The organism is Nostoc sp. (assembly GCF_036916975.1).
Taxonomy (GTDB): domain Bacteria; phylum Cyanobacteriota; class Cyanobacteriia; order Cyanobacteriales; family Nostocaceae; genus Nostoc.
Genome location: NZ_JBALFF010000034.1, coordinates 1 through 22922, shown reverse-complemented (window position 1 = coordinate 22922; position 22922 = coordinate 1). Strand labels below are relative to the sequence as shown.

Here is a 22922-nt window from a genome sequence, read left to right as displayed (position 1 = left end):
CACTCTTCACACCACTTAGGACGTTTTACTTTTTACCATTGTCCGCCATTGTCTTGCGTCAATTGCGGGGACTGGACAAACTATTTGCCAAGTCCATAGTCGCTGCAGAGAATTAAATTGCTGCGACTTCTGGAAAAGTGATGCCCCCCACTGTAGATATCTTCAAGATATTTCTACCCAATCAGTCTTCTCAACACGAGACTTTACGTTGATTATTCCCTAAAAAACAACCGTATGATCTATCGACTACTTTGGGGCTGCTTTCTAAGTCGAGGGAGCTAAAATGGCTCAAATGTCTATTATGACTGATTTTAGCCGTTTTTCTCCCCATTTTCGGATCTTTCAGATTCATCAAAATCTATCATTCAAATTTGGCAATATCCCAAGTTTTATATACAAATTTCTTATAATAACCTTCCTATCCTTGTAAGTATCTTCCACTACAATTTCGCAAATAAACCCATTTTAGGTATCTTGTTTTACATATTCTTACAGTAATTCCGAAAATTTTTACTGCCACAAATCCTTTGTCTAATAGATATCTCGGAATTTTATAAGTATATTTACTTGTGGTGATGTAAATAACTATTGTAAATAGCCTAACTGACGACGGGTTTCAAATAAGCTAATTGCCACACTTACTGATAGATTCAAGCTACGAACCCCCGGTTGGCTCATGGGAATATACAGAGTAGCATCGCAATCTGACAAAATTGCTGGTGGTAAGCCCGTAGTTTCACTACCAAACAGCAACCAATCATCTGGTTGAAACTGAAAGTTGACGTAATTAGAATTTCCACCGACACTAAAACCTAAACATCTGCCTCCACGCTGCTGATGTAGGTTTTTAAAGGCTTCTAGCGATTCGTGATAGTGCAGTTTGACGTAAGGCCAGTAATCCAAACCTGCTCTTTTGAGGTAGCGATCGCTAATTTCAAATCCCAAAGGTCCCACTAAATGCAACTCTGTATCCGTAGCTGCACAAGTACGGGCAATATTACCTGTATTAGGAGGAATTTGTGGGTGAACTAAAACTACCTGGGGCATTGAGCGTATAATCTACGTATTGTATAAAAAAAACTATTTTCTATGTTAAATCTACCAAAGGGTAGAGGCGATTCATAGGTTTTATTAATAATAATCAAGCATCCTCTATTGATTAGATTTTTAAAACGAAGCCCAAACCCTCCCAGAGCAATGTCTGAGAGGATATTTGGTTAAAATCAGGAAATATTAAGTTTTATGTAGAAATAAAAAGGCCTAGTATCTCCAAGAAAATCTATCATTTGTCTGAGGGAACTCCAAAAAATAAATTATTTATTCAATTTCTGGACTTCCCTCCCCCTGCTCCCTGAGTTAAGCGAGTAGGGAGGAACACAATTTCTCTTCGAGTTCGATTTCGCGCTCTTGGGTGGCGACAATAGCTTGGGTGATGACGCGCTGGGTGTCAAAACCGACTGCATGTAATTGCAACCACTGTTGAGCTTCATTGCCTTCGCGGAGGATTTTGTGTAAAGGGGAAAGGAAACAACTAAAGCCTCGTTGTTTAGCGATCGCCCAAACATCTTGGTACATTTGGGTAATCCAATCTCTGGCTAGGATACTTCTACCATCTTGCCAATGCTTCAACTGAGCATCGAGACTACCAGATGCTGCTGCTGCTTCGTTCTCAGCAGTCAGGGTGACGAGTTCTTCGCCAGAGAAGGTACTTTGAGTTAACGGATCGATGCTGGGATTTTCGATTATTTGCAACAAACGCGCTTCTAATAAGGCACTAATGGCTAGCAAGGCAAGGGGATCTGTGACTAAATCGCAAATTCTCAATTCTAGCCGATTTAGGTCATAAGGACGGCGATCGCCATTTGGTCGCACTGATACCCACAAATGCCGCACGTTTTGCATGGTTCCGGCAACTAGCTGATCTTCCACCCACTGAATATGATCGGCGTGGCTGGCAAATAACGGTACATGGCTAGGCGTTTGGGGAAATACGCCCCAACGGGTGGAGTGATAGCCAGTAGCTTTACCATCTAGGAAGGGAGATGAGGCGCTGAGAGCGAGAAATAAAGGTGCTTCCATCCGGATCACGCGACACGCCCGCATTAATACTTCTGGATCGCTAATGCCTACATTGATGTGGACGCTGGCGGTGACTACTTTTGTGCCGTAGGTGTTCTCAATGTAGTCATGATAGGGGTTTGCTGGATCGGAACGGAGAAAGCGATCGCTCCCACCTAAAGATAAAGTACTCCCCGGTATCAGGGTGTAATCGCCCAAACGATTCAGGTAGTTTCGCAACACCCGCCTCGGACGCAGCAAGGCACACAATAAATTTTCGTAATTAGGGGATGGTTGAGTTATGTATTCCACATTGCGGCTATCTGGCTCCCGCATAAATCCATCCAAATCTGCAACAATTTTGTCGGAGAGACCAACGATTTCACCTTGAGGCGTGCCAGTGTAAATCTCAATCTCAAAGCCTTTTAATAAAACCACCTTGTTCTCCTTGGCTCTCTCTGCCTATAAATTGTATCGAATTAGACGATTTTCTGGATCTATCTTTAAGCCAATCAAAGGTTAAGAATAATTTTATTGATAATTCATCCCAAATCAGGACGACAGATTTATTGGCTATCTCTCGGAAAATTATTACTTACTACTAAAGCATAAGAAATATACTAGTTAAATTTACGCAGCGTATAGTTCAATGTATATTCAGAATTTTGGTTATTTCAAACAGTTAATTTAAACCTAAAATTTCCGTACTATGTTTGTTTTATTTTAGGTATATTGCGAAATAAAATTATCAGGTGAATCACTCTTTTGGGCAATATTAAGGCGGAGAAATTGCGCCCAGACTTCATCATTAAGTAAGTTTAAATATAAAACCTCACCCTCTATCCGGCTTCCCTCTCCAAAGTATCGGAGAGGGATTGAGGGTGAGGTTTATTATATGTTTAATTACGTCTACCTACTTAGCGTCTTTTGGCGAATCTTTTCGAGTCTAGGTTATATTTCAGTATTTTTCTGTTTAAGAATGGCTTCACGTTGAAAATTGATGGTTTCTGTTGACAATTTACATAATGTTTGCAAAGATATTTTACCTTCAGCATGTAGCACTTCTAACCAATTTGATGCTGACTCTAAAATTTGCTTTCCATTTCTTATTTGAATAGTCAATTTATCTTCAAGAGCATCAAATATAACGAAAAGCGATATCTTTCTCCAAAATTTTTGAGTCGAAGCTAGCACCCTATAGGAACTTACGATTTTTCCCTCTTCTGGTACATGAAGTGCTAAACCTGAAGCTTGAATACTTTTTTGGATTTCCTCAAGTGGTAAAGAAGCAATATCAGTAATTGTACGATCGATAGTGATAAAGTCTGCCAAGTCAGGTAAAGTTATCGTTGTCTCATTTAATGATTCAGATTGAAAGGTGATCTTGTCGCTTAAAGGGTCTGTAATAGCATAAATTTGTATAGGATATGGCGGCTGTGGTACAGACCCTTTTTGATAAAATAAACGACCTTCAGCAGTAACAGTAAGTGGTGATGTTGGTGATAGAGTTTGTAAAGAACGAAGAGTTGTAGTAGTAGTTTTAATAAAAACAGAATCCAGCCCAAGTACAGATGCTAATTCATCCTCTGTTGGCGGAGGTTGAAATTCAATAGCGGCGCGGATAATAAATTCTTCAAGTACGTTAAACTGGCGGGGTTCTTTGATATTTACTTCTACAGGAGTTTGCCGCAAACTATAACGAAATTCACGCGCTGCTAAACCTGATAAACTAGAACTTTGCGCTTCTATTTCGTCTACCAATTTTTTGAGATTGTCATCAATCGGTTTAGCAGAAGAGTCCAGAAACATCAACGAAACCTCCATGTAGATGCACAATTTGAATGTAGTTCTGCATTTGTGCTGTTAATATCTTGGAAAACTTCCTCTAATGTTTATGTTAATGCGGCTTTTGATGGGACTGTTTTTGAGATATTATTGAGTTTTGCCACTTTTAAGTACGACTTCTAAATCCTGTTATGTCAAAAGCGAAATTTTACGACAGACAAAAAGTCTCGGCTTTTAAAATTGCTAATTTGCTCAGTCTTTCGCCTCAATTTAATTTCCCAAATTTTTAAGATTGTCATCAATTCGTTTAGTAGAAATTGCCAGCTATTTATGAAGCGCCTGCTGAAAAGTCTTGATGGCATCAACATGATTCACCATATTAATGCAGCGTAACAACAAATCCAGATCGATACCTTTAACCTCCTCACTACTAGAAACCTTTTCATAATCAAGTGCGTTGCCTTCTTTCCGCAAATGATAAATTTCTAACACTCCATCTTCCCAGAACCACACTTCTGGAATCAACAGCCGTTTGTATGCCTCTAGTTTGTTGATACCGCCACTGGTAAACACCACCTCAATCGCTAAATCAGGGCGCACTCGACCAGGGGCAAGTTTATAAGATTCATCTGCTTCTCGCTTGACAGCACCCGATTCACTTTCTAAGGTCATTGATCCAGTTGGAGTAAAGTCAAACCCTGCCATGAGCAGATAAAGTTCTAACAATGCGGCAATTCTCTTCTTAACGGTTTCGTGTTGTTCTCCAGGCATTCTTCGGATCTCCAAAATACCATCCAGGAAAGATAGGCGATATCCTGGACGGTCTAATAATTGCTCAACTGCTTTGAATTCTCTCCAAGTCAGTCCTTCAAACAAAAGGGGTGATTCTTTTGTGGGTGTAGCGATCGCTGCTGGGGTCATAAAAATCTCCAGTCTGTTTCTAAATGAGAAATAATCAGTTTTGGAGGGCAGTTTGTTAATTATAACTTCTTTCTAGGAGCTTAAAAATTACTTTTTCTCACCTAAACCTTTAATTAACAACAAAACCACTTTTCAAATGATTCGAGAAACATCAACGAAACCTCCATGAAGACTGACAATATTTGAAACTTCAGAATACATACTTCCGACTTTACCTGATTGATGGGTAAACAAATTATGACAACCCACAATTATCAAGAGTTCTTGAGCGCGAGAAAATGCAACATTTACCCGTTCTGGCTTCTTCGCAAATCCCACATCTCCTTTGCTATTGTTGCGAACCATACTGACAATTACAACAGGTCTTTCCATACCTTGAAATCGGTCTACTGTACCTGTACGAATTTCTAATGAAGGGAAAAGTTCAGATTGCAGGCGCTCATCAATTTTTCTTAATTGAGCGCCATAAAATGTAATTACGGCAATTTCTTTTTTCGGTTCACCATTAGCAACTTTAGAAGCCCAAGTAGTCTCGAATTGCTGACACAAAAGTTCAATCGCATCAATTTCTTGAGTATTAAAGTAAGAAGTTCCATTTCTTTGCTCTAAAAACTGATTCTCTATAGGCGTTTTCACCCAAATAAGATGCTGAGATTCTTGGATGATTTCGCCTGCAAGATGATGTGCGCGTTTTGTATCCGGCTCCAAAATACCAGACTCTAATTTACCATCATAAAACTGATTGATTGCTCCCATAATAAATGGATGCATTCGGTATTGTGTAGTTAGCATCTGTTTGATGCTTTCATCAGCAGATTCAAACTGACTTTTAAATAGTGATTCTTCTAAGAATTGTAGTTCATTTCGTGTGTTGCCAATTGTTTGAGCAACTTCTTCTAAAGTGCTAGTATCAAGCATGGGCGGTAATTGCCGATGATCGCCTACCATCACTAACTTTTTACCTTTTAATGCTGGGATTAGTAGCTCTGGTGGAGTACACTTACTAACTTCATCAATAATCACAACATCAAAAGATTTGAATTCTTCAGAAAAACCTCTATTTGCAGCTTGAACACAGGTGATACCGACGACGTTGGCATTATCTAAATATATGCGCCTTAAATCGTTGCGATCGTGCTCATTTGGCTGTCTTAATTTTTCAATCCAATCTTGTACAAAAGTTTGATATTTATTGATATAAATTTCATCTTTTTGTAGTTGCTGTTGCCAAGATTCAAAACTAATATTTATGCCACGCAATAACTCTATATTATACAAGTCATTAGCAAATTTTTCTGGTTTAAATTTATCCGGTATTCTTTGCCATGCTGTCAACCACCAGTTTCTTTCTTGTCTTAAACTTAATGATGGCTGTGGTTGTAATTTTTGTTCTATTTCACGTAGGCTAATTTGGAGTTTTTGAAGCTGCTGTAGAGAAGTTTGAGTTTCTTGTTGTAGCTTTGATAAATGCTCATTAAGAGAGGTTCTAATTATCTCCAACACAGCAACAGGTTCTAATAATGAAATTAAGGTTTCAAGTTGACTGATACAAGTTACATAATCATTAACTTGATTTGAAAACTCTTGTGGCTGCTCCCAAATATTTGATTGTGTTGCGAGATATTTTTCAGTTAGAAGGCGTAAGTGAGCAGGTATATTTTGTTGGTTAAGTTCTTCTAAAATATTAATAACTCTTCCAAGTTGCAAATTAGCGTCTTGCTGTGCTTTTTCGGCTTCAGCTTGAGTAATGGATATTTGCTGTTGGCTGATTTCATTTTTCTGAAGTTCATTTAATTGGTGTTGCAGATAGTGAAGCTGTTGATCGGTTTCTGTTTTGACTTTTAAAACGCATTGACGGGCATTTATAAGAATAGTATCTAGCAATTCTTGTGTAATCTGGGTGAGAGTAGAGTGGATGTTATTCCATTCCCACGATGCGCCATAAGTCCGTTGCATTCTAATTAAAAAAGCCTGGGTATTTTCAACTAGTAATTTTCGCTGTTTGGGGTTGAGTAGCTGATAATTATTGAACTGTTGAGAGGTTTCTTGCCATTGGGTGCGATCGCTCTTTGATAGTACCATTGGAATTTGACTAAAATTTTGTTGTAAAAAATAACTAAAATTATGCTGTTTCCCCCGTCTGTCAGTAAAAGCCCCGTCTATTTCATAAGCGATCGCTTTTGTCAATAGCTCCCATTCTGGCAGGTTAATTTTGTAAACTTTTGGTACTATTGGTAATTTTAATGTATTAGCAAACATCAACAAACCTAATGGTAAGTCTACTAAATTTTCTGTGAGTGGTAAACCTGATTGCTGACAATCTTTCAAAGTTTGATAGAGATGAGAAGGGGCTGTAGATTTCCATTCCTTAACTGCTGAGATAATATAATCTATTTCGCGTTTGCGGTTTTCCCATATCTGGATTGTTTGTTGGATGTTTTGCAGTTTGGCAAGATATTTTTGATAATCTGGTTGTAGCTGATTTAACGAGGCGAAATTCTGTTTAACAACCTCAACTGATGCTGCAACTTCTAAGATCGCTTTACTTATATCTTGAGCAGAAGTCAAAGCTGTTTTAAATCCAGAAATTTCTCTGGCGACGGTTTCACGTAACCAACCCGCTAAACCAAAAGCACCAAGGGCTGGACGGACAAAGCCAAGTTCATCAGTATATTTTATAGTTTGACGAACGTTTGCTAAAAATTCTTCTACTAAACTGTTACCTTCTGTGTATGGCTTAAGAAGCGGCAAAAAATTTGTAACTTCTGGAGCTTCCCAGTTTATATTAGATGCAGTATTTAATATATTTTCCAGTCTTGCAATTAGGGATTCAACCTCATTTTGTTTTTCTACGGTTTCATTGTAAGATTTTTCTTGATTGTTAAAGTCGCTTTCTACTTTTAACTTATTTTTATTGAATTTAATTTGTTGCTGATTAAATTCTTCCTCTACTTGGAAATAGGCTGTAAATTTTTGTGATGATGCGAGTAATTGACTGAAAATTTGGATATTTTCGAGCCGTTGAGTCAGATTCTTTTCGCAGTCATTTGCTGTATTTTCTAGCCATTTGCCAATCACTTGGTCTTCTAAAAATGGCTGTCCTTCCTCCCCAACTTTCTCGGCTCTACCTTTTCGTACAGCGCGAATTACGGGGTTATGAACTAATCGACTCAGGGCGTTATCTACTGCTAAATTCGCTTGAGATGCAATTAGAGTTCGTCCACCCCGAAGGGCTATTTGATAGCAAATCTCGGCAATTACGGTAGTTTTACCAGTCCCTGGTGGCCCTTGAATGAGAACAAGATCCTTAGCAGCAAGTACCTTTTCTACTGCTGCTTTCTGACCAGGATTAGCGGAAGATAATAACAAATCTTGTGGTTTAAGTTCGATAGTTGTTTTGATTTGTCTAGCTTGGGAAGCATCGAATAAAAAGTTACCCAAATAGGGATTTTGGGTATAACCATTATTTAAATCATCTAAAGCTTTTTTCTTGCGCTGAATCTGCTGAATATCACCAACTGCTTCAAAACACAAAAATCCGGTATCTGGCAACTTATAACGCTCTGTTGCCATAAATTCAGCTAAATCGCGGTCTAGTCTGAGACTAATAATACAACGGTTGGGATTAACTTCTTCAACTGTCCCTAATTGACGACCGCTAATCCAATTTTTGCCGACGGGAGCAGTTTCAAAAAGCTTTAAATCTTCGTTTTTTGTACGTCTTGCTCGTTCCCAAAAGTTTTCTACTTCGAGGGAATTTTGATAAAAGCCGTCTAGGGTGGCTGAGGCGACATCAATTTCAAAACTGATCTGCCTTTTGAAGTTATAGTTGTGATTTACATAACGCACGCAAAATTGACGTGCTTTCGCAATTTTTTCTTCAATTTGCAAAAACGCTTTCCAGGCTTTAAGCTGATCTTCTGTAGGCACATGCTCACCACCCATTGGCGCGGCTGCGATGCGTTTCAATGTTGCGGGTGGAATGTCGAGATGATGCTGATGATTAGATAGCAAACGTAAGCGACAAGGTACAGCATAACTATCAGCCTGTCCCTGTGATGGATGGAGCAACTGAGCCGAAAGTATTTTTATACCGCCGCGTCCATCTTTTGGTACAGCTGCTCTAAATCCTAATGTTTTTTTAAGGTTCTCAAGTCTTGCGGGTAATGGAATATCGGAGTCTGTTGCTATTGTTAAATCCCAAATTTCTTCTCTTGCTTCTTTTCCTGGACTTTTGCGACGTACATAAAATAGAGAAGGTTTTTTCCCGACACATTCCAACATTAACTCATTGACGCGATCGCGCCGTTCCCTAAATTCAGGATATGATTTCAGGGCAGCTTCACTTTCAAGATGGCGGATAAAACTATCAATTGCTGAAGCTATAAACATATAGCCCCAATCTTCGGAGTTAGTTTTTGAGGATTTTGCTGTTAGTTTATTTACTGCTAGACGAATACGCTCTACGTCAGATTCGGAGATTGTACTGGTATGGCTTTTGACTGCAACTTTGAGCTTTTCGCAAATTAATAATAGCTTCTTGCTATCTAAATTTAGTTCTTTTGCTAGTTCGTAGATTCTGAGTTTGCCGTTGTTCATCCAGTACTGCCTTTGCTGACAAAATAAGGTTTAGATTTAAACGCAAAGGTGCGCGGAGGGAAGCGCAGAGGAGCGCAAAGTTTATTTTAGTATTATTCGTTAGGATTAAATATGACTATAGTTTGTATTGCTGGTAAACTTCGCTGGCGGCGCGATGCAGTAGGGAGTGTCGCCAAACTAAGGATTTCATATCATCAGCATAACCGCCGCCAATGACGCAGGCGACGGGATAACCGCTACTGATACAGGTGCTTAAAACCTGCATTTCCCGGCGAAAAATGCCAGCATCGGTTAGGGCTAATTTGCCTAAGCGATCGCCTATATGAGGGTCAACACCTGCATCATAAAATACTAAATCTGGCTTGACTTTAGATAATAAATCTGATAGGTAATTCGCTAAAGTTTGTAAATAAGCATCATCTTCCATTCCCACCGGCAAAGGAACATCCAAATCGCTGTTTTGTTTAGTACCGGGGAAATTGACTTCGCAGTGCATAGAAAAAGTAAAAACGCTGTCGTCTTCTTGGAAAATAAAAGCGGTGCCGTCTCCTTGATGCACATCCAAATCTACAATCAGGATTTTTTCGACAAGTCGGAATTTTTGTAAAACGCGACAGGCGATCGCTAAATCGTTGAAAATACAAAAACCAGATCCATAACTGGGAAAGGCATGATGAGTTCCACCAGCCGTATTACAAGCTAAACCTTGACTTAGTGCCAGTTTAGCAGTAAGTATTGTACCACCTACCGCTACACAAGTACGATTTGCTAATGCTGGACTCCAAGGCAAACCAATGCGACGCTGTGCTTTGGTATCTAGGGTTCCTTCACAATAAGCTTTAACGTAGTTTGGGGTGTGAGCTAATTCTATCAACTCTAACGGCGGACGTTCGGGGGTGTGAAATTGTTCTTGATTTGCTACACCATCAGCTAACAGCAATTCGTAGAGTTGTCGAAATTTAGACATCGGAAAACGATGTCCTTCAGGTAGCGGCGCAACGTAATCTGGGTGGTAAATAATTGGCAATTCCATAAGGAAAGAAAATCTCAAGCAGCTGATCCGACAACTAATAAGCTAAAATACATCTAATTTGCATATCAAAATTTTATCAATATCTTGTGGAGTGGGGCGATTTGCCCGCCGTGATTATGCAACTTAAATGCCGATTAGCTTATCATGTCCTTTAATCCACTTTCCTAAGAAAGGTGTTTTGTCGCAAGGGGAGGGAGACGGCGTTTATATCGTCCTTGCAGATTCTTGGTGAGCAGCACACAGGCAAATATAGCGGTTGAGAGTAGCACTACACTAGCTCCAGAGGCAATGTCGAGGTAGTAGCTGAGGTAGATACCCACAAAGGAAATCGCAGTCCCTAAAATCCCGGAAATAATCATCAGATAACCAAAGCGATCGCTTACTAATCGCGCAATTGATGCTGGAATCACTACTGCTGAAATAATTAGAGTTACCCCCAATACATTCAGTGTCGCCACTAGTAAAGTCGCTAACATCAAAGCAAACAAAGTATCCATTCCAAAAACAGGTACGCCATGAACCTGAGCAACTTCTCGGTCAAAACACCAAAATAGCAAGGGGCGATAAAACAAGAAAACCAGGCTGAGTAAGACAATCGTTACACCAGTCACCACCCACAAATCATTAGGGGAAACCCCCAACACATTACCAAACAAAGCAGCTTCAAAGTTTTGGCTAAATTTGCGATAGCTACTGATCACAGCTACTCCTAAAGCAAAGCTAGCAGTTGTCACAATCCCAATAGCTGCATCTGAGTAAATTTTGCGTCCCGTCAAATATTGAATTAATAGAGCAGCTGCAAAACCCCAAATTCCAGAGCCAATGTAAAAATTTAAGCCCAGTACATAACTCAGCACGGCTCCCCCTAAAATCGCATGAGATAAACCGTGGGCAATGTAACTCATTCTGCGAGTTGTAATATAAACTCCCATAATGCCGCATAATAGCCCCGCCATCATGCCTACTAAAATTGCACGGCTAAAAAATTCGTAGCGAAAGGGTGCTAGTAAAAGATCCATATACTGTATTTAGATTAGGGACTTCCAAGAAATAAATTACTCAAATAAACGAACCACAGAGGCACAGAGAACACAGAGGAATGAGGAGAAGAAAGTTTTTTCGCCAGTTTTTTGGGTATTTTTTTATTTGGAAGTCCCTTAAGCAGATTTCGACGAGTTGGAGGGACGCAGTATTTGGGGCAAGTTATCTTGCATTTGATGGCGTAGAGATGTACCGCCACTAGCAATCAAAATTCGGTCTTGTTGGTGGAAAACTACCATTTCTCCACCAAAAGTATGCTCAAGATTTGCGGTAGTGAAGACATCAATAGGTTGACCTTGACAAATTAAACCGTGGTTGAAACATACTACCCAAGGTAGATGAGTTGCTACCGAGTTTAGGTCATGGGTGGAGAGAATAATTGTCAAGCCCTGTTGATTCAAATCAGCCAATAGGTGCAATAGTTCGTGTTGAACGTGCAAGTCTGAACTGCTGGTAGGTTCATCTAAAAGGACTATTTCTGGTTCTCCTACTAAAGCACGGGCAATAAAAACCCTTTGCTGTTGTCCACCAGATAGACTACCGATAGGTTGATGGGCAACATGGGCAACTCCAACGCGCTCTAGGAGTTCTCTTGCAACTTGGCGATCGCGCCGCGAAGACCAAGGCAACATGTTTTGCTTTTGGTAACGCCCCATCATCACCACTTCCAATGCCGTAACTGGAAAAGTCCAATCCACCGTTTCTACCTGCGGCACATAGCCAACCAAAGACGGTGCTACTCCTGGCTTTAAACGCCTTCCTCGAAACCAAATCTCTCCAGCCCAAGGCTGAACTAGTCCTAAAATCGCTCTGATTAAAGTGCTTTTACCACTACCAGAAGGCCCCACCAAGCCAGTAAGTTGGCCAGGGTAAAGCGTCAAATTAACATCGGTAAACACTGCCTGCGTTTGATAACCACAGGTTAAATTTCTAACTTCAAGTATTGGTTGCATAGGAACTAGACGAGAATAAAGCAAAGTAAGTTAAGTAATCTAAAAAATAGTGAAATTAGTTCGTAGTCAAGACTTTAGTCTTTATTTGAGGCTTTAGTCCTGATTGCGAACCTTTAATTATTTACGCCGCTCTACTTATAGCAGATTTCAAGTTGGGTGTTGTACATAAATAAGTTAAGTCTGTTAGCTGGGAGCATCCCATTTCCCTCACCCCCAGCCCCTCTCCCTTCAGGTGGGAGAGGGGAGACATAATTCTAGTTCCCCGAATCCCAAAGATGGGAGAAGGGGTTAGGGGATGAGGGCTATCAAGGTTTTTGCACATTTGGGATGCTCCCGTTAGGCTAGGTATCAAGCGTGTTTTATTCCTGAATTTTGCTGTATTTATTTTGTTTATCCTACTTGGTTGCTGTTGGTCCAACAACATTTGCAGTGTTTAAATTCTTCACCAAATCAGGATTTCCTCCCAAATTAGAAGCGATAATCCGCATATTGTTAGCCATCATGCCAATATAAGTATGCTCAGGATTGGTATTTTCCATTGCATTAGCTGAACCTTTACCTGGTAATTCATCATCGGCAGTGTTGCCTGTTTTTACCTTTGCTTCGCGGGCAATTTGTTCTTCTACCTTGCTGGGGTAGACTTCAGAACCAAAAATGGCTGGAACGCCTACTTTCCGAATTTGGTCAATTAGCTTTGCGACATCTTGAGCGGATGGTTCCTTAAAATCTGAAGGTTGAATTGCACCAATTACTTGAAAACCATACTCTCTAGCCCAATACGCCCAAGAATCATGATAGGTCAAAAGTTTACGATTTTTGGCAGGAATACTGGCGACGATTTCTCGTGTTGCTTTGTCTAGGGCATCCAGACGTTGTAAATAATTTTTCAGATTAGTCGCGTAGTAGTCTTTGCCAGCAGGATCTAAGGTGGCTAACTGCTGGGCGGCTAGTTTGGCGTAAGCCTCAGCATACTTGGGGTTTACCCACAGATGAGGATTGGGATCGCCCTTTTCTTTAGGAAAGCTGAAGTCGAAAAGCCATTGGTCTTGGGTAATGGTATTACTACCTAGTTCAAAGATTTTAGTTTCTTTAGGAATTGAAGCTTTAGCTAGTTTTTCTGTCGGGGATTCCAAATGTAACCCATTGGCGATGATCAGATTAGCTTTGGATAGTATATCGGCATCACTGGGACGAGGCTCAAAGGTATGGGAGTCGGTTCCCTCTGGAATAATGCCCTTAACTTTTAAGCGATCGCCTGCAATGTTACTTACAATATTCGTTAAAGGAGCAACTGTCGTTACAACTAAAAGCTTATTCTGTGTCTTTTGCTCTCCTGCTTGAACCGCAGTGCTGGTTACTTCGGGATTAGAAGACACCGTTTTATCCTGAGAGGGACTGCAAGCTACTACCATGAAGCTCAGTACAAATAGCAATCCAAAAAGGGTCTTCATTAGATTCAAGCCTTCTAAATTAAAGAATCAATCTTTGATTAGACCTTTTCCGATTATTAAAAAGCAATGCCCCCTCAGGGTATTTTCGGTTGATTTTGAGATTTTTTTTACCTAATATCCTACTTAAGTAATACTGGGGGAGTCGGGGAGATAGCAATTATCCGCATTGCTGAATTGAAGGATGAATTGTTGTTTGTATCTTTGCGTCTACCCTACCGATTGCTTTGAGGCGTTCTGTAAGAGTAGTTGCTGCGCGTTGATACGTGAGCTTTTCAGATTTTGATTTAGATTGCTAATGCTCGTTTTTCTAATGGTAGTTCAAAGCGATCGCCTGGTTTTGGCTCAAGCACCCGCGTCGAAAGATTGTTTTTCTCAACTAACGAACGAAATTCTTCAGCAGTTCCTTTAGTCTGAATGAATTTCATTAGCAATCCCTCAAAGTCCACATCACCACCAGCCGCAGTCGGTAATATTACTTGAGGCTGTAACAACTTTACTACTTCCAAAGCACTATTTTGCCCTTTAATAATCGACCCAAGCAAAGGTAATGTCATATCAATAAACGGTGTAATCACTACATCGATAGGTGCAGCTTGCTTAAGTTCTGGGGAATGATGCCCATGAGGCTCGTAGTATACAGTTAAAGCACTCTCCAATTCTTTGAGGAGATAACTATTTTCTACCAGAGTCGGGCCAATTGGAGAGCCAGGAAAAGCCTTAATTTCAACTTGATTATTTAAAGTGAAAGTTTCCCCATGAGCCAATACCGTTACTTGGGTGTAACCTAACTGCTGTACAACCTTGGCCGCATTGGGAGAAGCTACAACTTTGATACTGCGATCGAGTAATTTAAGCGTTGGTGGATGAGCGTGGTCTTCTAAACCTTGAGACAGCAGAATCAGATCAATGTTATCTGGTATTGGGCGATTTTGCGATCGCGAGCCTTTAAATAACCAATCCAAATTGCTGAAAATTAACGAACCAACCAGCCAAGGGTCAATTAGTATTCGTTTTTTGCCGATTTCCAGCAGCCAAGAGTTGCTGTCTAACCAAGTTAAGAACATAAAATTTTATGAAGATAACGCCTATCTTCATTATCAACGGTGTCAGCTTTATTGCAGGGATTGAAGTTACTACTGCGTTCTCACCACAGAGTAATCATAATTTTTTTAATTGTAGTAAGTAAGTGGGTCAAATCAAATATAAAACCTCACCCTCAATCCCTCTCCGATATTTTGGAGAGGGAAGCCGGAGGCAGGGTGAGGTTTTTTCTTATATTTAATTACGCCTACCTACTTAATTTTTACCTATCACTCTAAGAGGTTGAATGAACAAGTCTAATTTATTACTAGCCTTGGCGGTTAGAAACCGTGGCTACACAGACAAAACCTGCCTCCGCAGGTTAAAAACCGTTGATTTTGTATTAGTCCACGCAGGTGGACTTCGTTTGTGTAGTAGCGAATTTTATTCGCCCAAAACTTGTTCATTCATCCTCTAAATCAAACCGTCTCACCTGATCCAACGATAAACTAAGAGTACTGGCAATCTGTTCTACACTCAAGCCTAACTCCAATAATCTAGGTATTGCATCTTGTCGCGCTTGTTCTGCTTCTTGTCGCGCTTGTTCTGTTTCTTTATGACTTAACAGTTTTCTGCCAGTTTGGGGGTGAAAAAACCGCAGTTCTCCGTCAATCAATCTGAGGTCTAAACCCAATACTTCACTGTGAATAGAGAAGACACCATCGGGTAAAAAGTTGGATGTAATGGGTTGATATTTGCCCTCAAATAAATAGGAACCCTTTAGTCGTGGGTTGAGGTAATCTCCGGTTGGGTCATACTGAAAATACTCTTGCACACCTAAAAGTGAATATTTTGTGGGTTTATCCTCTTCATCATTTTCTTGGGTGCTTGCAGAAGTAATTTCCAAAATAAAATTAGGGACTTTACCCCCTTCTTGCCAAACCTTGTAGCTGACGCGCTTTTTCTTGTCTACCTCAAATACCACAAAGACATCAGGAGCAACCACAGCACTAGGAATGCCCTTTTTGTAGTAAACAAATAGATTCCCTGATACGTAGACATCATTTCGGTCTTGAAAATAAATGTCTAAGGCATCTACAGCATAAATTAGATAATCTCGTGCTGGGTCGCTCTCCGCCATTGGTTTACCATCAGAACTGGGGTAGATAATTTCGGTCTTTAGTTGGTTACCAAAAAGGGTCATCGTCGCTTCCCTCCAATTCAAAATAAGTTACAAGTAAGTGAGTCAAATTAAATATAAAACCTCACCCTCAATCCCTCTCCTTATTAAGGAGAGGGAAGCCGGATGGAGGGTGAGGTTTGCTCTTATACTTAATTACGACTATCTACTTAGGGCAAAGACTTTAACTCAACTGGGACTGGTTTAAAAATAGCATTTTGTTCAGACTTCATTTTAGGTCAGAGAACATTAATATATTTAAGAAAGACTTTATTAATCTTCATAATGACTGTAACTACACAGCCGCTTGCAACTCAAGATGCCTTTGAAAAATTTATTTGGACTTGGCAGGGTTACAAAATTCAGTATACTGTCATGGGTACAGGACGCCCTTTGGTACTGGTTCACGGCTTCGGTGCTTCGATTGGCCACTGGCGCAAAAATATTTCAGTTTTAGCTAATGCTGGCTACCAGGTATTTGCCATAGACCTTTTAGGTTTTGGCGGTTCCGATAAAGCAACCATTGATTACAGTGTGGAAGTTTGGGTGGAACTGCTGAAAGATTTTTGCACAGCGCATATACACGAACCTGCTGTATTTATTGGCAACTCCATCGGCGCACTTTTGAGCTTAATTGTACTGGTAGAACATCCAGAAATTGCTGCTGGCGGTATTTTAATTAACTCTGCGGGTGGCTTGAGTCATCGTCCCCACGAACTGAACCCACCACTACGGGTTGTGATGGCAGCTTTTAATCGGTTTGTGCGATCGCCAATTACAGGTAAATTTGTCTATAACCGCATTCGTCAAAAAGCCCAAATTCGCCGCACCCTCTACCAAGTTTACAAAAACCGTGAAGCCGTCACCGATGAATTAGTCGATTTACTTTATACTCCCTCTTGCGACCCAGGAGCGCAACAAGTCTTCGCCTCCATTCTCACAGCGCCTCCTGGGCCAAGTCCAGAGGAACTTTTGCCCAAAGTAGAACGTCCTCTATTAGTAATTTGGGGTGCTGACGATCCTTGGACACCAATTACCGGGGCAAAGATTTACGAAGAGGCGCGTCAGAATGGTAAAGAAATCAAAATTGTTCCCATTCCTAATGCCGGTCATTGTCCCCACGATGAAGTTCCAGATATTGTTAATGCCCAGATTGTCGATTGGCTAGCGCAAAGTTAAGAATTTCGCGCCAAGACGCAAATGCAAACACACTTTCTAACGATGCGTCTTGGCCTATGCAAGATATAAATGGGGCTAACAATCTGGGTGAGTCAATTTTGGATTTTGGATTTTGGATTTTAGATTTATTTTCGCGTTTAAGTTCGCTTGCTCTCAGACCTTTTTAAATTTTGGACTTCGGCGTAAGCATTCAATCGAACGCTTTTAAATCTTTCAATTCCATTATCCAAAATTTAAAATCTAAAATTTCGTGGGTGGAGCAAAATCTTTCTAATTGCACCTTGACAGAATCAAACTCGTATGGTTTGTAATGGAGCTTGATGTGCGTAATGGACATAAAAGGGCAATTCCCTTAAATCACCATCCAGATTTTTCTAAAAAAGGCTATCAAGTTATCAGCGAACTAGGACGCAACCGAGAAGGGGGACGCATTACTTACTTAGGTAATGTCTTCAACTCTCAGCAACAAGTGGTGATTAAAGAGTTTTGTTTTGCTAATGCCGATGCTGATTTATCAGGTGTGAAAGCATATCAGCGCGAAATCGAAATTTTGCAGCAACTAAATCATTCTCGCATCCCTCGCTATGTAGATTCGTTTGAAATGCCAGGGGCTTTTTATCTGGTGCAGGAATATAAAAATGCCCCATCTTTAGGTTTAACCAGTAGCTTTAATCCAGAAGAAATTAAGCTTATTGCTCTGTCAATTTTAGAGATTTTGGTTTATCTACAAAAGCAAATTCCGCCAATTATTCATCGAGATATTAAACCAGAGAATATTTTGGTTGATGAGCAACTAAATGCTTATCTGGTTGATTTTGGTTTGGCTAGGATACAAGGTGCAAAAGTAGCTCTGAGCAGCTTTGTAGCAGGAACACTAGGTTTTATGCCACCAGAGGAACAGTTTGGTCATTCCCTGACTGAGGCATCAGATTTATATAGTTTAGGAGCAACCCTGATTTGCTTACTTACTAATACCCGTTCTGTTGAGATTGGGAAATTAATTGATGATAACTATCGCTTTAATTTTCAGGAATTAGTTCCTCAAATCAGTCCGTGTTTTCGGTCTTGGTTGATGAAAATGGTGGAACGCAACCGGAAACGCCGTTATCCTAATGCAGCTGTTGCTTTAAAAGCACTTGGGCGAATTGAGGTTGTTGGTAGTGCCACTGGGATAGATAATTTCATCAGGACAGTATTTGGCTCGTAGTTGCGCTTTAGCGCATCCGGATAAAGATGCGCTAAAGCGCAACTACAAACCAGTGATGATTATTTGCGCCGACTGTACTTATCAAAGACTCATCGGCGAGCATTAAAAACTCATTTACGGGAATGCGCTATCAGTAATTGTCTAGTTACTTGCTGTAGTAAACTACATCTAAGCCAGAAGGCTGCATTCAATAGTTGATAGCGCTGTGAAAAAAATCCTGATTGTGTCAGCTAATCCCACGACGACGGATAAACTACGCTTGGACGAGGAAGTTAGGGAAATTCAGGAAGGGTTGCAACGCTCTCGCAGCCGAGATAAGTTTGAACTTATTACTAAATGGGCAGTGCGTCCTGACGATTTGCGACGGGCGCTTTTAGATAACAATCCTCATATTATCCATTTTTCCGGGCATGGTACTGGAAATCAAGGTTTAGTGTTGGAAAATGATACAGGGCAAATGCAGCTGGTGAGTACCGAGTCACTGGCAAGGCTATTTAAGTTATTTCAAGAGGTTGAGTGTGTATTATTAAATGCCTGTTATAGCGAGGTGCAAGCTGAGGCAATTTATCAACATATTAACTGCGTAGTTGGGATGAATCAGGAAATTGGGGACAGGGCCGCAATTAAATTTGCGGTAGGCTTTTATGATGCACTGGGCGCTGATAGGTCTTATGAAGATGCTTATGAGTTTGGCTGTAGCGCGATTGACTTAGAAAATATTCCCGAGTCTTCCACCCCAGTGCTGAAAAGTCGGAACAATCCCCAAGTTGCTTTGACTGCTAGCGAACCTGTTGCATATACTGAGACAAAACCAGAAATCTCCTTAGAAAATCCCGAAGGGCAGGTATCTCTAAACTCTGCTTTTTATGTCGAGCGATCGCCTATTGAGGTAGACTGTTATGAAGCGATTCTTCAATCAGGGGCCTTAATTCGCATCAAAGCCCCCCGGCAAATGGGCAAAACTTCGCTGATGTCGCGGGTTCTCCATCATGCTAGTCAAAAGAACTATCAGATAGCATCTGTAAATTTCCAGTCAGCCGATGCAGAATTTCTTAGTAATTTAGATCAGTTTTTGCAGTGGTTCTGCGCCAGCATTACTTACGAACTGAATCTACCCAATAAATTAGATGAGTATTGGAAAGGTGTTTTAGGTAGCAAGAATAAATGTACAAATTACTTTCAACGGTATTTATTACCCGCGATTAACACCCCCGTAGCTATGGGTTTGGATGAAGTCGATGAAGTCTTCAAGCATCCCATAATTGCTGCTGATTTTTTTGGATTACTACGAGCTTGGCATGAGCGGTCAAAGAATGAGACAGTTTGGAAAAATCTCCGGTTGGTAATTGTGCATTCTAAGGAAGTTTATATCCCGCTCAATATTAATCAGTCGCCTTTTAATGTTGGCTTACCCATTGATTTGCCAGACTTAAATCAAGTACAAGTGCAAAACTTGGTAGAGCGTCACGGACTCAATTGGTCTGACTCACAAATTAAAGAATTAATCACACTAGTGGGTGGCCATCCTTATTTAGTGCGCGTAGCCCTTTATGAAATTGCCCGTGGTAGGATGACACTGGAAAATCTGCAAAAAATCGCCGCAACTGAGGAAGGGCCTTATAGTGACCATCTGCGCCGCCATTGGCTGAATTTGCAAGAGGATAAAGAATTGCTAGCTGCGGTTAAACAGGTGATGATGGCAAATCGTGCTGTGGATGTAGGCACAACTGAAGCGTTTAAACTCCGCAGTATGGGGTTAGTTAAATTTCAAGGCAATGAAGTAGTGCCACTGTGTGAATTGTATCGTCAATATTTTTGCGATCGCTTGCGAATTAAAAATTAAAAAACTACATCAGGAGTGCAATAGATAATACCAATTTGAAAAAAGAATGTGACACATACACAAAACCCTCGGCTTATTCAGGTATCACCCCCCTTAATCCTCCCGATGTATTGGGGGGAGATTAGAAATCAATCGAGAGCATCCCGTCAGGTGCAAAAACCTTGTGTTTGCCCTCATCCCCTAACCCCGAATCCCTTCATCTGGGATTCGGGGAACTAGAATTATGTCTCCCCCCTCTCCCATATTTGGGAGAGGGGCTGGGGGTGAGGGAAAAGATTTAAGCCAACAATTGGGATGCTCCCAATCAATCTCCCCTCCCCAAAGCATCGGGGAGGATTAGGGTGGGGTAAAACGGCTGTAGAACAACAGTTTTAGCTTAATTTGAATTTTGAATTTTGAATTTTAAATTTTAAATTTTAAATTATTTATGACCCAGTATCAGTATCAATTCGGTGGTAGTCTGGATAAAAATGCCCCAACTTATGTCAAACGGCAAGCTGACCAACACCTCTATGAAGGCTTGAAGGCTGGGCATTTTTGTTATGTTCTCAACTCCCGCCAGATGGGGAAATCTAGCTTGCGGGTGCAGGTAATGCAGCAGCTGGAAACTAAGGGATTTGCTTGTGCTGTTGTTGATATTACAGCTATTGGGACGGCAGATATTACCCCAGAACAGTGGTATGCCGGGGTGATTGATAGTCTGGTGGGAAGTTTTAATATTTATACAACTTTTGATTTAGATACTTGGTGGAATGATAACGCTTTACTTTCACCAGTACAGCACTTGAGCAAGTTTATTGAAACAATATTACTAAAACTAATTACGGAAAATATTGTTATTTTTATTGATGAAATTGACAGCATTTTGAGTCTTTCATTCAACTTAGATGACTTTTTTGCAGTTATCCGCGATTGCTATAACCGACGAGCAGACTATCCTGAATATAATCGCCTTACCTTTGCTTTAATTGGGGTATCTACACCCTCAGATTTGATTCAAGATAAACGCCGCACACCTTTTAATATTGGGCAAGCAATTGATTTAACTGGGTTTAAACTTGCCGAGGCGGAACCTTTGGCGCGGGGTTTGGCGGCGGTGGGTAATGCCCAAGAGTTGATGCAGGCGGTGCTGGACTGGACGGGAGGACAGCCGTTTTTGACGCAAAAAGTTTGTAAGTTGGTGGTTGGGGAGCAGGGGGGCAGAGGGGCAGGGGAGTGGGTGGAGAATTTGCTTAGGAGGGGGATTATTGAAAATTGGGAGACGCAAGATGAGCCGGAGCATTTGAAAACGATTCGTGACAGAATTTTGCGGAGTGGGGAACAGAGAACTGGGCGATTGTTGGGGTTGTATCAGCAGATTTTGCAGCAGGGAGAGATAGTAGCTGATGATAGTCCTGAACAAACCGAACTGCGGCTGACGGGTTTGGTGGTGAAGCGAGACGGAAAGCTGCAAATTTATAACCGGATTTATATAGAGGTGTTTAAGCAGGAATGGTGTGACAAGATTTTAGCAAACTTGCGCCCCTACTCCGATACATTGAATGCTTGGGTTGAGTCTAAATTTCAAGATGAATCGCGCTTGTTGCGGGGAAAGACTTTGCAAGATGCTCAAGAATGGGCAGTCGGTAAAAGTTTAAGTGATTTGGACTATCAGTTTTTAGCTGCTAGCCAGGAGTTGGAAAGGCTAGAAGTTAAGAGAAATTTAGAGCTAGCCAAGAAAGAACAAGAAATTTTAACAGCAGCTAATCAAAAAGCTACACAGAGAGTTTTAATTGCTTCGGTGTTGTTGTCTGTTTCTTTGATTGCTGCGGTTGGGTTAGGAGTATTGGCAAACAGGAGTAATCAACAACTATTTTCGACAAAAAACGAACTGAATAAAGAACTGAATAAAATTGATGACGCAAAAAAAGAGAAAGAGCAAGAACTAGCAACGGCAAATCAGCGAATTGTCAAAACTAATAAAAATCTGACTGATGCACAAAAAAATCTAACTGATGCTAAGGCTAATTTAAAAAAGCAACAGCAAATTGCTAACCAACACCTAGCTGCAACAAAGCAACAGCTAGCAGAAGCCAAAGACAAGGAAAATCAGGCGCGAGGACAAGTAGGAAAGGCGCAAAAGCAGCAGCAAGAAGCAAAAGAACAACAGCGAAAGGCTTTGGTGGGGTTAGAAACGGCGAAAACAGAACAACAGCGAGCAGAGAAGCTGGTGAAACAGGCTCAAGATAACCTGCAAAAGACAAAGGTAGAACGTCAAATTGCCCTAGACGGGACGCGACTGGAACGCTCAGGAGTAGCGAATATTAACCGCTTTCAGTTTAATCAACTGGGGGCTTTGCTGGCAGCGATGCAAGATGGCAAGGAGTTAAAAGGTTTAATAGACAAGCATAATCTGGGAAAACTAGAAGCTTACCCGGCGGCTAGTCCAGTTTTAGCTTTACAGACAATTTTGGATAAAGTGCAGGGATTTACAGTAATGGCCGGGCATGAAAGTTATGTCACAAGTGCCAGTTTTAGCCCGGACGGGCAGCGCATCCTCACCGCCTCTTTTGACAAGACAGCGCGGCTGTGGGACTTACAGGGCAAGGAAATTGCCAAGTTTCAGGGGCATGAAGATTGGGTCAGAAGTGCCAGTTTTAGCCCGGACGGGCA

General features: G+C 40.9%; 15 protein-coding genes. 4 read left to right on the top strand and 11 right to left on the bottom strand.

All coding sequences use genetic code 11. The features are described from left to right. Positions 1-585 precede the first annotated feature (585 nt). The 11 genes from V7K73_RS06940 to V7K73_RS06890 all read right to left on the bottom strand — a co-directional run bounded on the left by V7K73_RS06940 (position 586) and on the right by V7K73_RS06890 (position 16065). Entirely contained in the window at positions 586-1047 is a 462-nt protein-coding gene (locus V7K73_RS06940) for a tRNA (cytidine(34)-2'-O)-methyltransferase (protein WP_334878401.1), read from the bottom strand. 309 nt (positions 1048-1356) lie between these two features. Then, positions 1357-2496 (bottom strand): glutamate--cysteine ligase, encoded by a 1140-nt coding sequence (gshA, locus tag V7K73_RS06935; protein ID WP_334878399.1) that lies wholly within the window; start codon positions 2494-2496, stop codon positions 1357-1359. A gap of 513 nt (positions 2497-3009) precedes the next feature. After that, the gene (locus V7K73_RS06930; protein WP_334878397.1) at positions 3010-3867 is read right to left on the bottom strand and encodes a hypothetical protein; all 858 of its coding nucleotides are present in this window, start codon (positions 3865-3867) and stop codon (positions 3010-3012) included. Positions 3868-4167: 300 nt separating this feature from the next. Next, complete coding sequence (locus tag V7K73_RS06925) at positions 4168-4764, bottom strand: Uma2 family endonuclease (protein WP_334878395.1); 597 nt, start codon at positions 4762-4764, stop codon at positions 4168-4170. Between the two features lie 132 nt (positions 4765-4896). Next, entirely contained in the window at positions 4897-9363 is a 4467-nt protein-coding gene (locus V7K73_RS06920; protein WP_334878393.1) for a translation initiation factor IF-2 N-terminal domain-containing protein, read from the bottom strand. Between the two features lie 115 nt (positions 9364-9478). Beyond that, the gene (locus tag V7K73_RS06915; protein WP_334878391.1) at positions 9479-10396 is read right to left on the bottom strand and encodes a histone deacetylase family protein; all 918 of its coding nucleotides are present in this window, start codon (positions 10394-10396) and stop codon (positions 9479-9481) included. 164 nt (positions 10397-10560) lie between these two features. Next, positions 10561-11415, bottom strand: coding sequence for a metal ABC transporter permease (locus V7K73_RS06910; RefSeq protein ID WP_334878389.1), 855 nt, complete (start codon positions 11413-11415; stop codon positions 10561-10563). A gap of 138 nt (positions 11416-11553) precedes the next feature. Next, on the bottom strand, positions 11554-12390 hold the full coding sequence (locus V7K73_RS06905) for a metal ABC transporter ATP-binding protein (RefSeq protein WP_334878387.1): 837 nt from the start codon (positions 12388-12390) through the stop codon (positions 11554-11556). A 395-nt stretch (positions 12391-12785) separates the two neighbouring features. Continuing rightward, positions 12786-13841, bottom strand: coding sequence for a metal ABC transporter substrate-binding protein (locus tag V7K73_RS06900; RefSeq protein WP_334878385.1), 1056 nt, complete (start codon positions 13839-13841; stop codon positions 12786-12788). 284 nt (positions 13842-14125) lie between these two features. After that, on the bottom strand, positions 14126-14905 hold the full coding sequence (locus tag V7K73_RS06895; RefSeq protein ID WP_334878383.1) for an MBL fold metallo-hydrolase: 780 nt from the start codon (positions 14903-14905) through the stop codon (positions 14126-14128). A 419-nt stretch (positions 14906-15324) separates the two neighbouring features. Then, positions 15325-16065, bottom strand: a complete 741-nt coding sequence (locus V7K73_RS06890) for a Uma2 family endonuclease (RefSeq protein WP_334878381.1) — start codon at positions 16063-16065, stop codon at positions 15325-15327. 261 nt (positions 16066-16326) lie between these two features. Here V7K73_RS06890 and V7K73_RS06885 point away from each other — a divergent pair, with 261 nt between their 5' ends. The 4 genes from V7K73_RS06885 to V7K73_RS06870 all read left to right on the top strand — a co-directional run. After that, the gene (locus V7K73_RS06885; protein WP_334878379.1) at positions 16327-17220 is read left to right on the top strand and encodes an alpha/beta fold hydrolase; all 894 of its coding nucleotides are present in this window, start codon (positions 16327-16329) and stop codon (positions 17218-17220) included. Positions 17221-17530: 310 nt separating this feature from the next. Continuing rightward, on the top strand, positions 17531-18427 hold the full coding sequence (locus V7K73_RS06880) for a serine/threonine protein kinase (RefSeq protein WP_334878377.1): 897 nt from the start codon (positions 17531-17533) through the stop codon (positions 18425-18427). A 205-nt stretch (positions 18428-18632) separates the two neighbouring features. Next, positions 18633-20270 (top strand): AAA-like domain-containing protein, encoded by a 1638-nt coding sequence (locus V7K73_RS06875; RefSeq protein WP_334878375.1) that lies wholly within the window; start codon positions 18633-18635, stop codon positions 20268-20270. 427 nt (positions 20271-20697) lie between these two features. Then, on the top strand, positions 20698-22922 hold a 2225-nt coding region (locus V7K73_RS06870; RefSeq protein WP_334878373.1), incomplete at its 3' end, for an AAA-like domain-containing protein.

Excerpts from the sequence above, each read along its gene's own strand:
- V7K73_RS06940 (WP_334878401.1), bottom strand. The coding sequence starts at position 1,047 with ATGCCCCAGGTAGTTTTAGTTCACCCACAAATTCCTCCTAATACAGGT.
- V7K73_RS06930 (WP_334878397.1), bottom strand. The coding sequence starts at position 3,867 with ATGTTTCTGGACTCTTCTGCTAAACCGATTGATGACAATCTCAAAAAA.
- V7K73_RS06925 (WP_334878395.1), bottom strand. The coding sequence starts at position 4,764 with ATGACCCCAGCAGCGATCGCTACACCCACAAAAGAATCACCCCTTTTG.
- V7K73_RS06920 (WP_334878393.1), bottom strand. The coding sequence starts at position 9,363 with ATGAACAACGGCAAACTCAGAATCTACGAACTAGCAAAAGAACTAAAT.
- V7K73_RS06915 (WP_334878391.1), bottom strand. The coding sequence starts at position 10,396 with ATGGAATTGCCAATTATTTACCACCCAGATTACGTTGCGCCGCTACCT.
- V7K73_RS06910 (WP_334878389.1), bottom strand. The coding sequence starts at position 11,415 with ATGGATCTTTTACTAGCACCCTTTCGCTACGAATTTTTTAGCCGTGCA.
- V7K73_RS06905 (WP_334878387.1), bottom strand. The coding sequence starts at position 12,390 with ATGCAACCAATACTTGAAGTTAGAAATTTAACCTGTGGTTATCAAACG.
- V7K73_RS06900 (WP_334878385.1), bottom strand. The coding sequence starts at position 13,841 with ATGAAGACCCTTTTTGGATTGCTATTTGTACTGAGCTTCATGGTAGTA.
- V7K73_RS06895 (WP_334878383.1), bottom strand. The coding sequence starts at position 14,905 with ATGTTCTTAACTTGGTTAGACAGCAACTCTTGGCTGCTGGAAATCGGC.
- V7K73_RS06890 (WP_334878381.1), bottom strand. The coding sequence starts at position 16,065 with ATGACCCTTTTTGGTAACCAACTAAAGACCGAAATTATCTACCCCAGT.
- V7K73_RS06885 (WP_334878379.1), top strand. The coding sequence starts at position 16,327 with ATGACTGTAACTACACAGCCGCTTGCAACTCAAGATGCCTTTGAAAAA.
- V7K73_RS06880 (WP_334878377.1), top strand. The coding sequence starts at position 17,531 with ATGGAGCTTGATGTGCGTAATGGACATAAAAGGGCAATTCCCTTAAAT.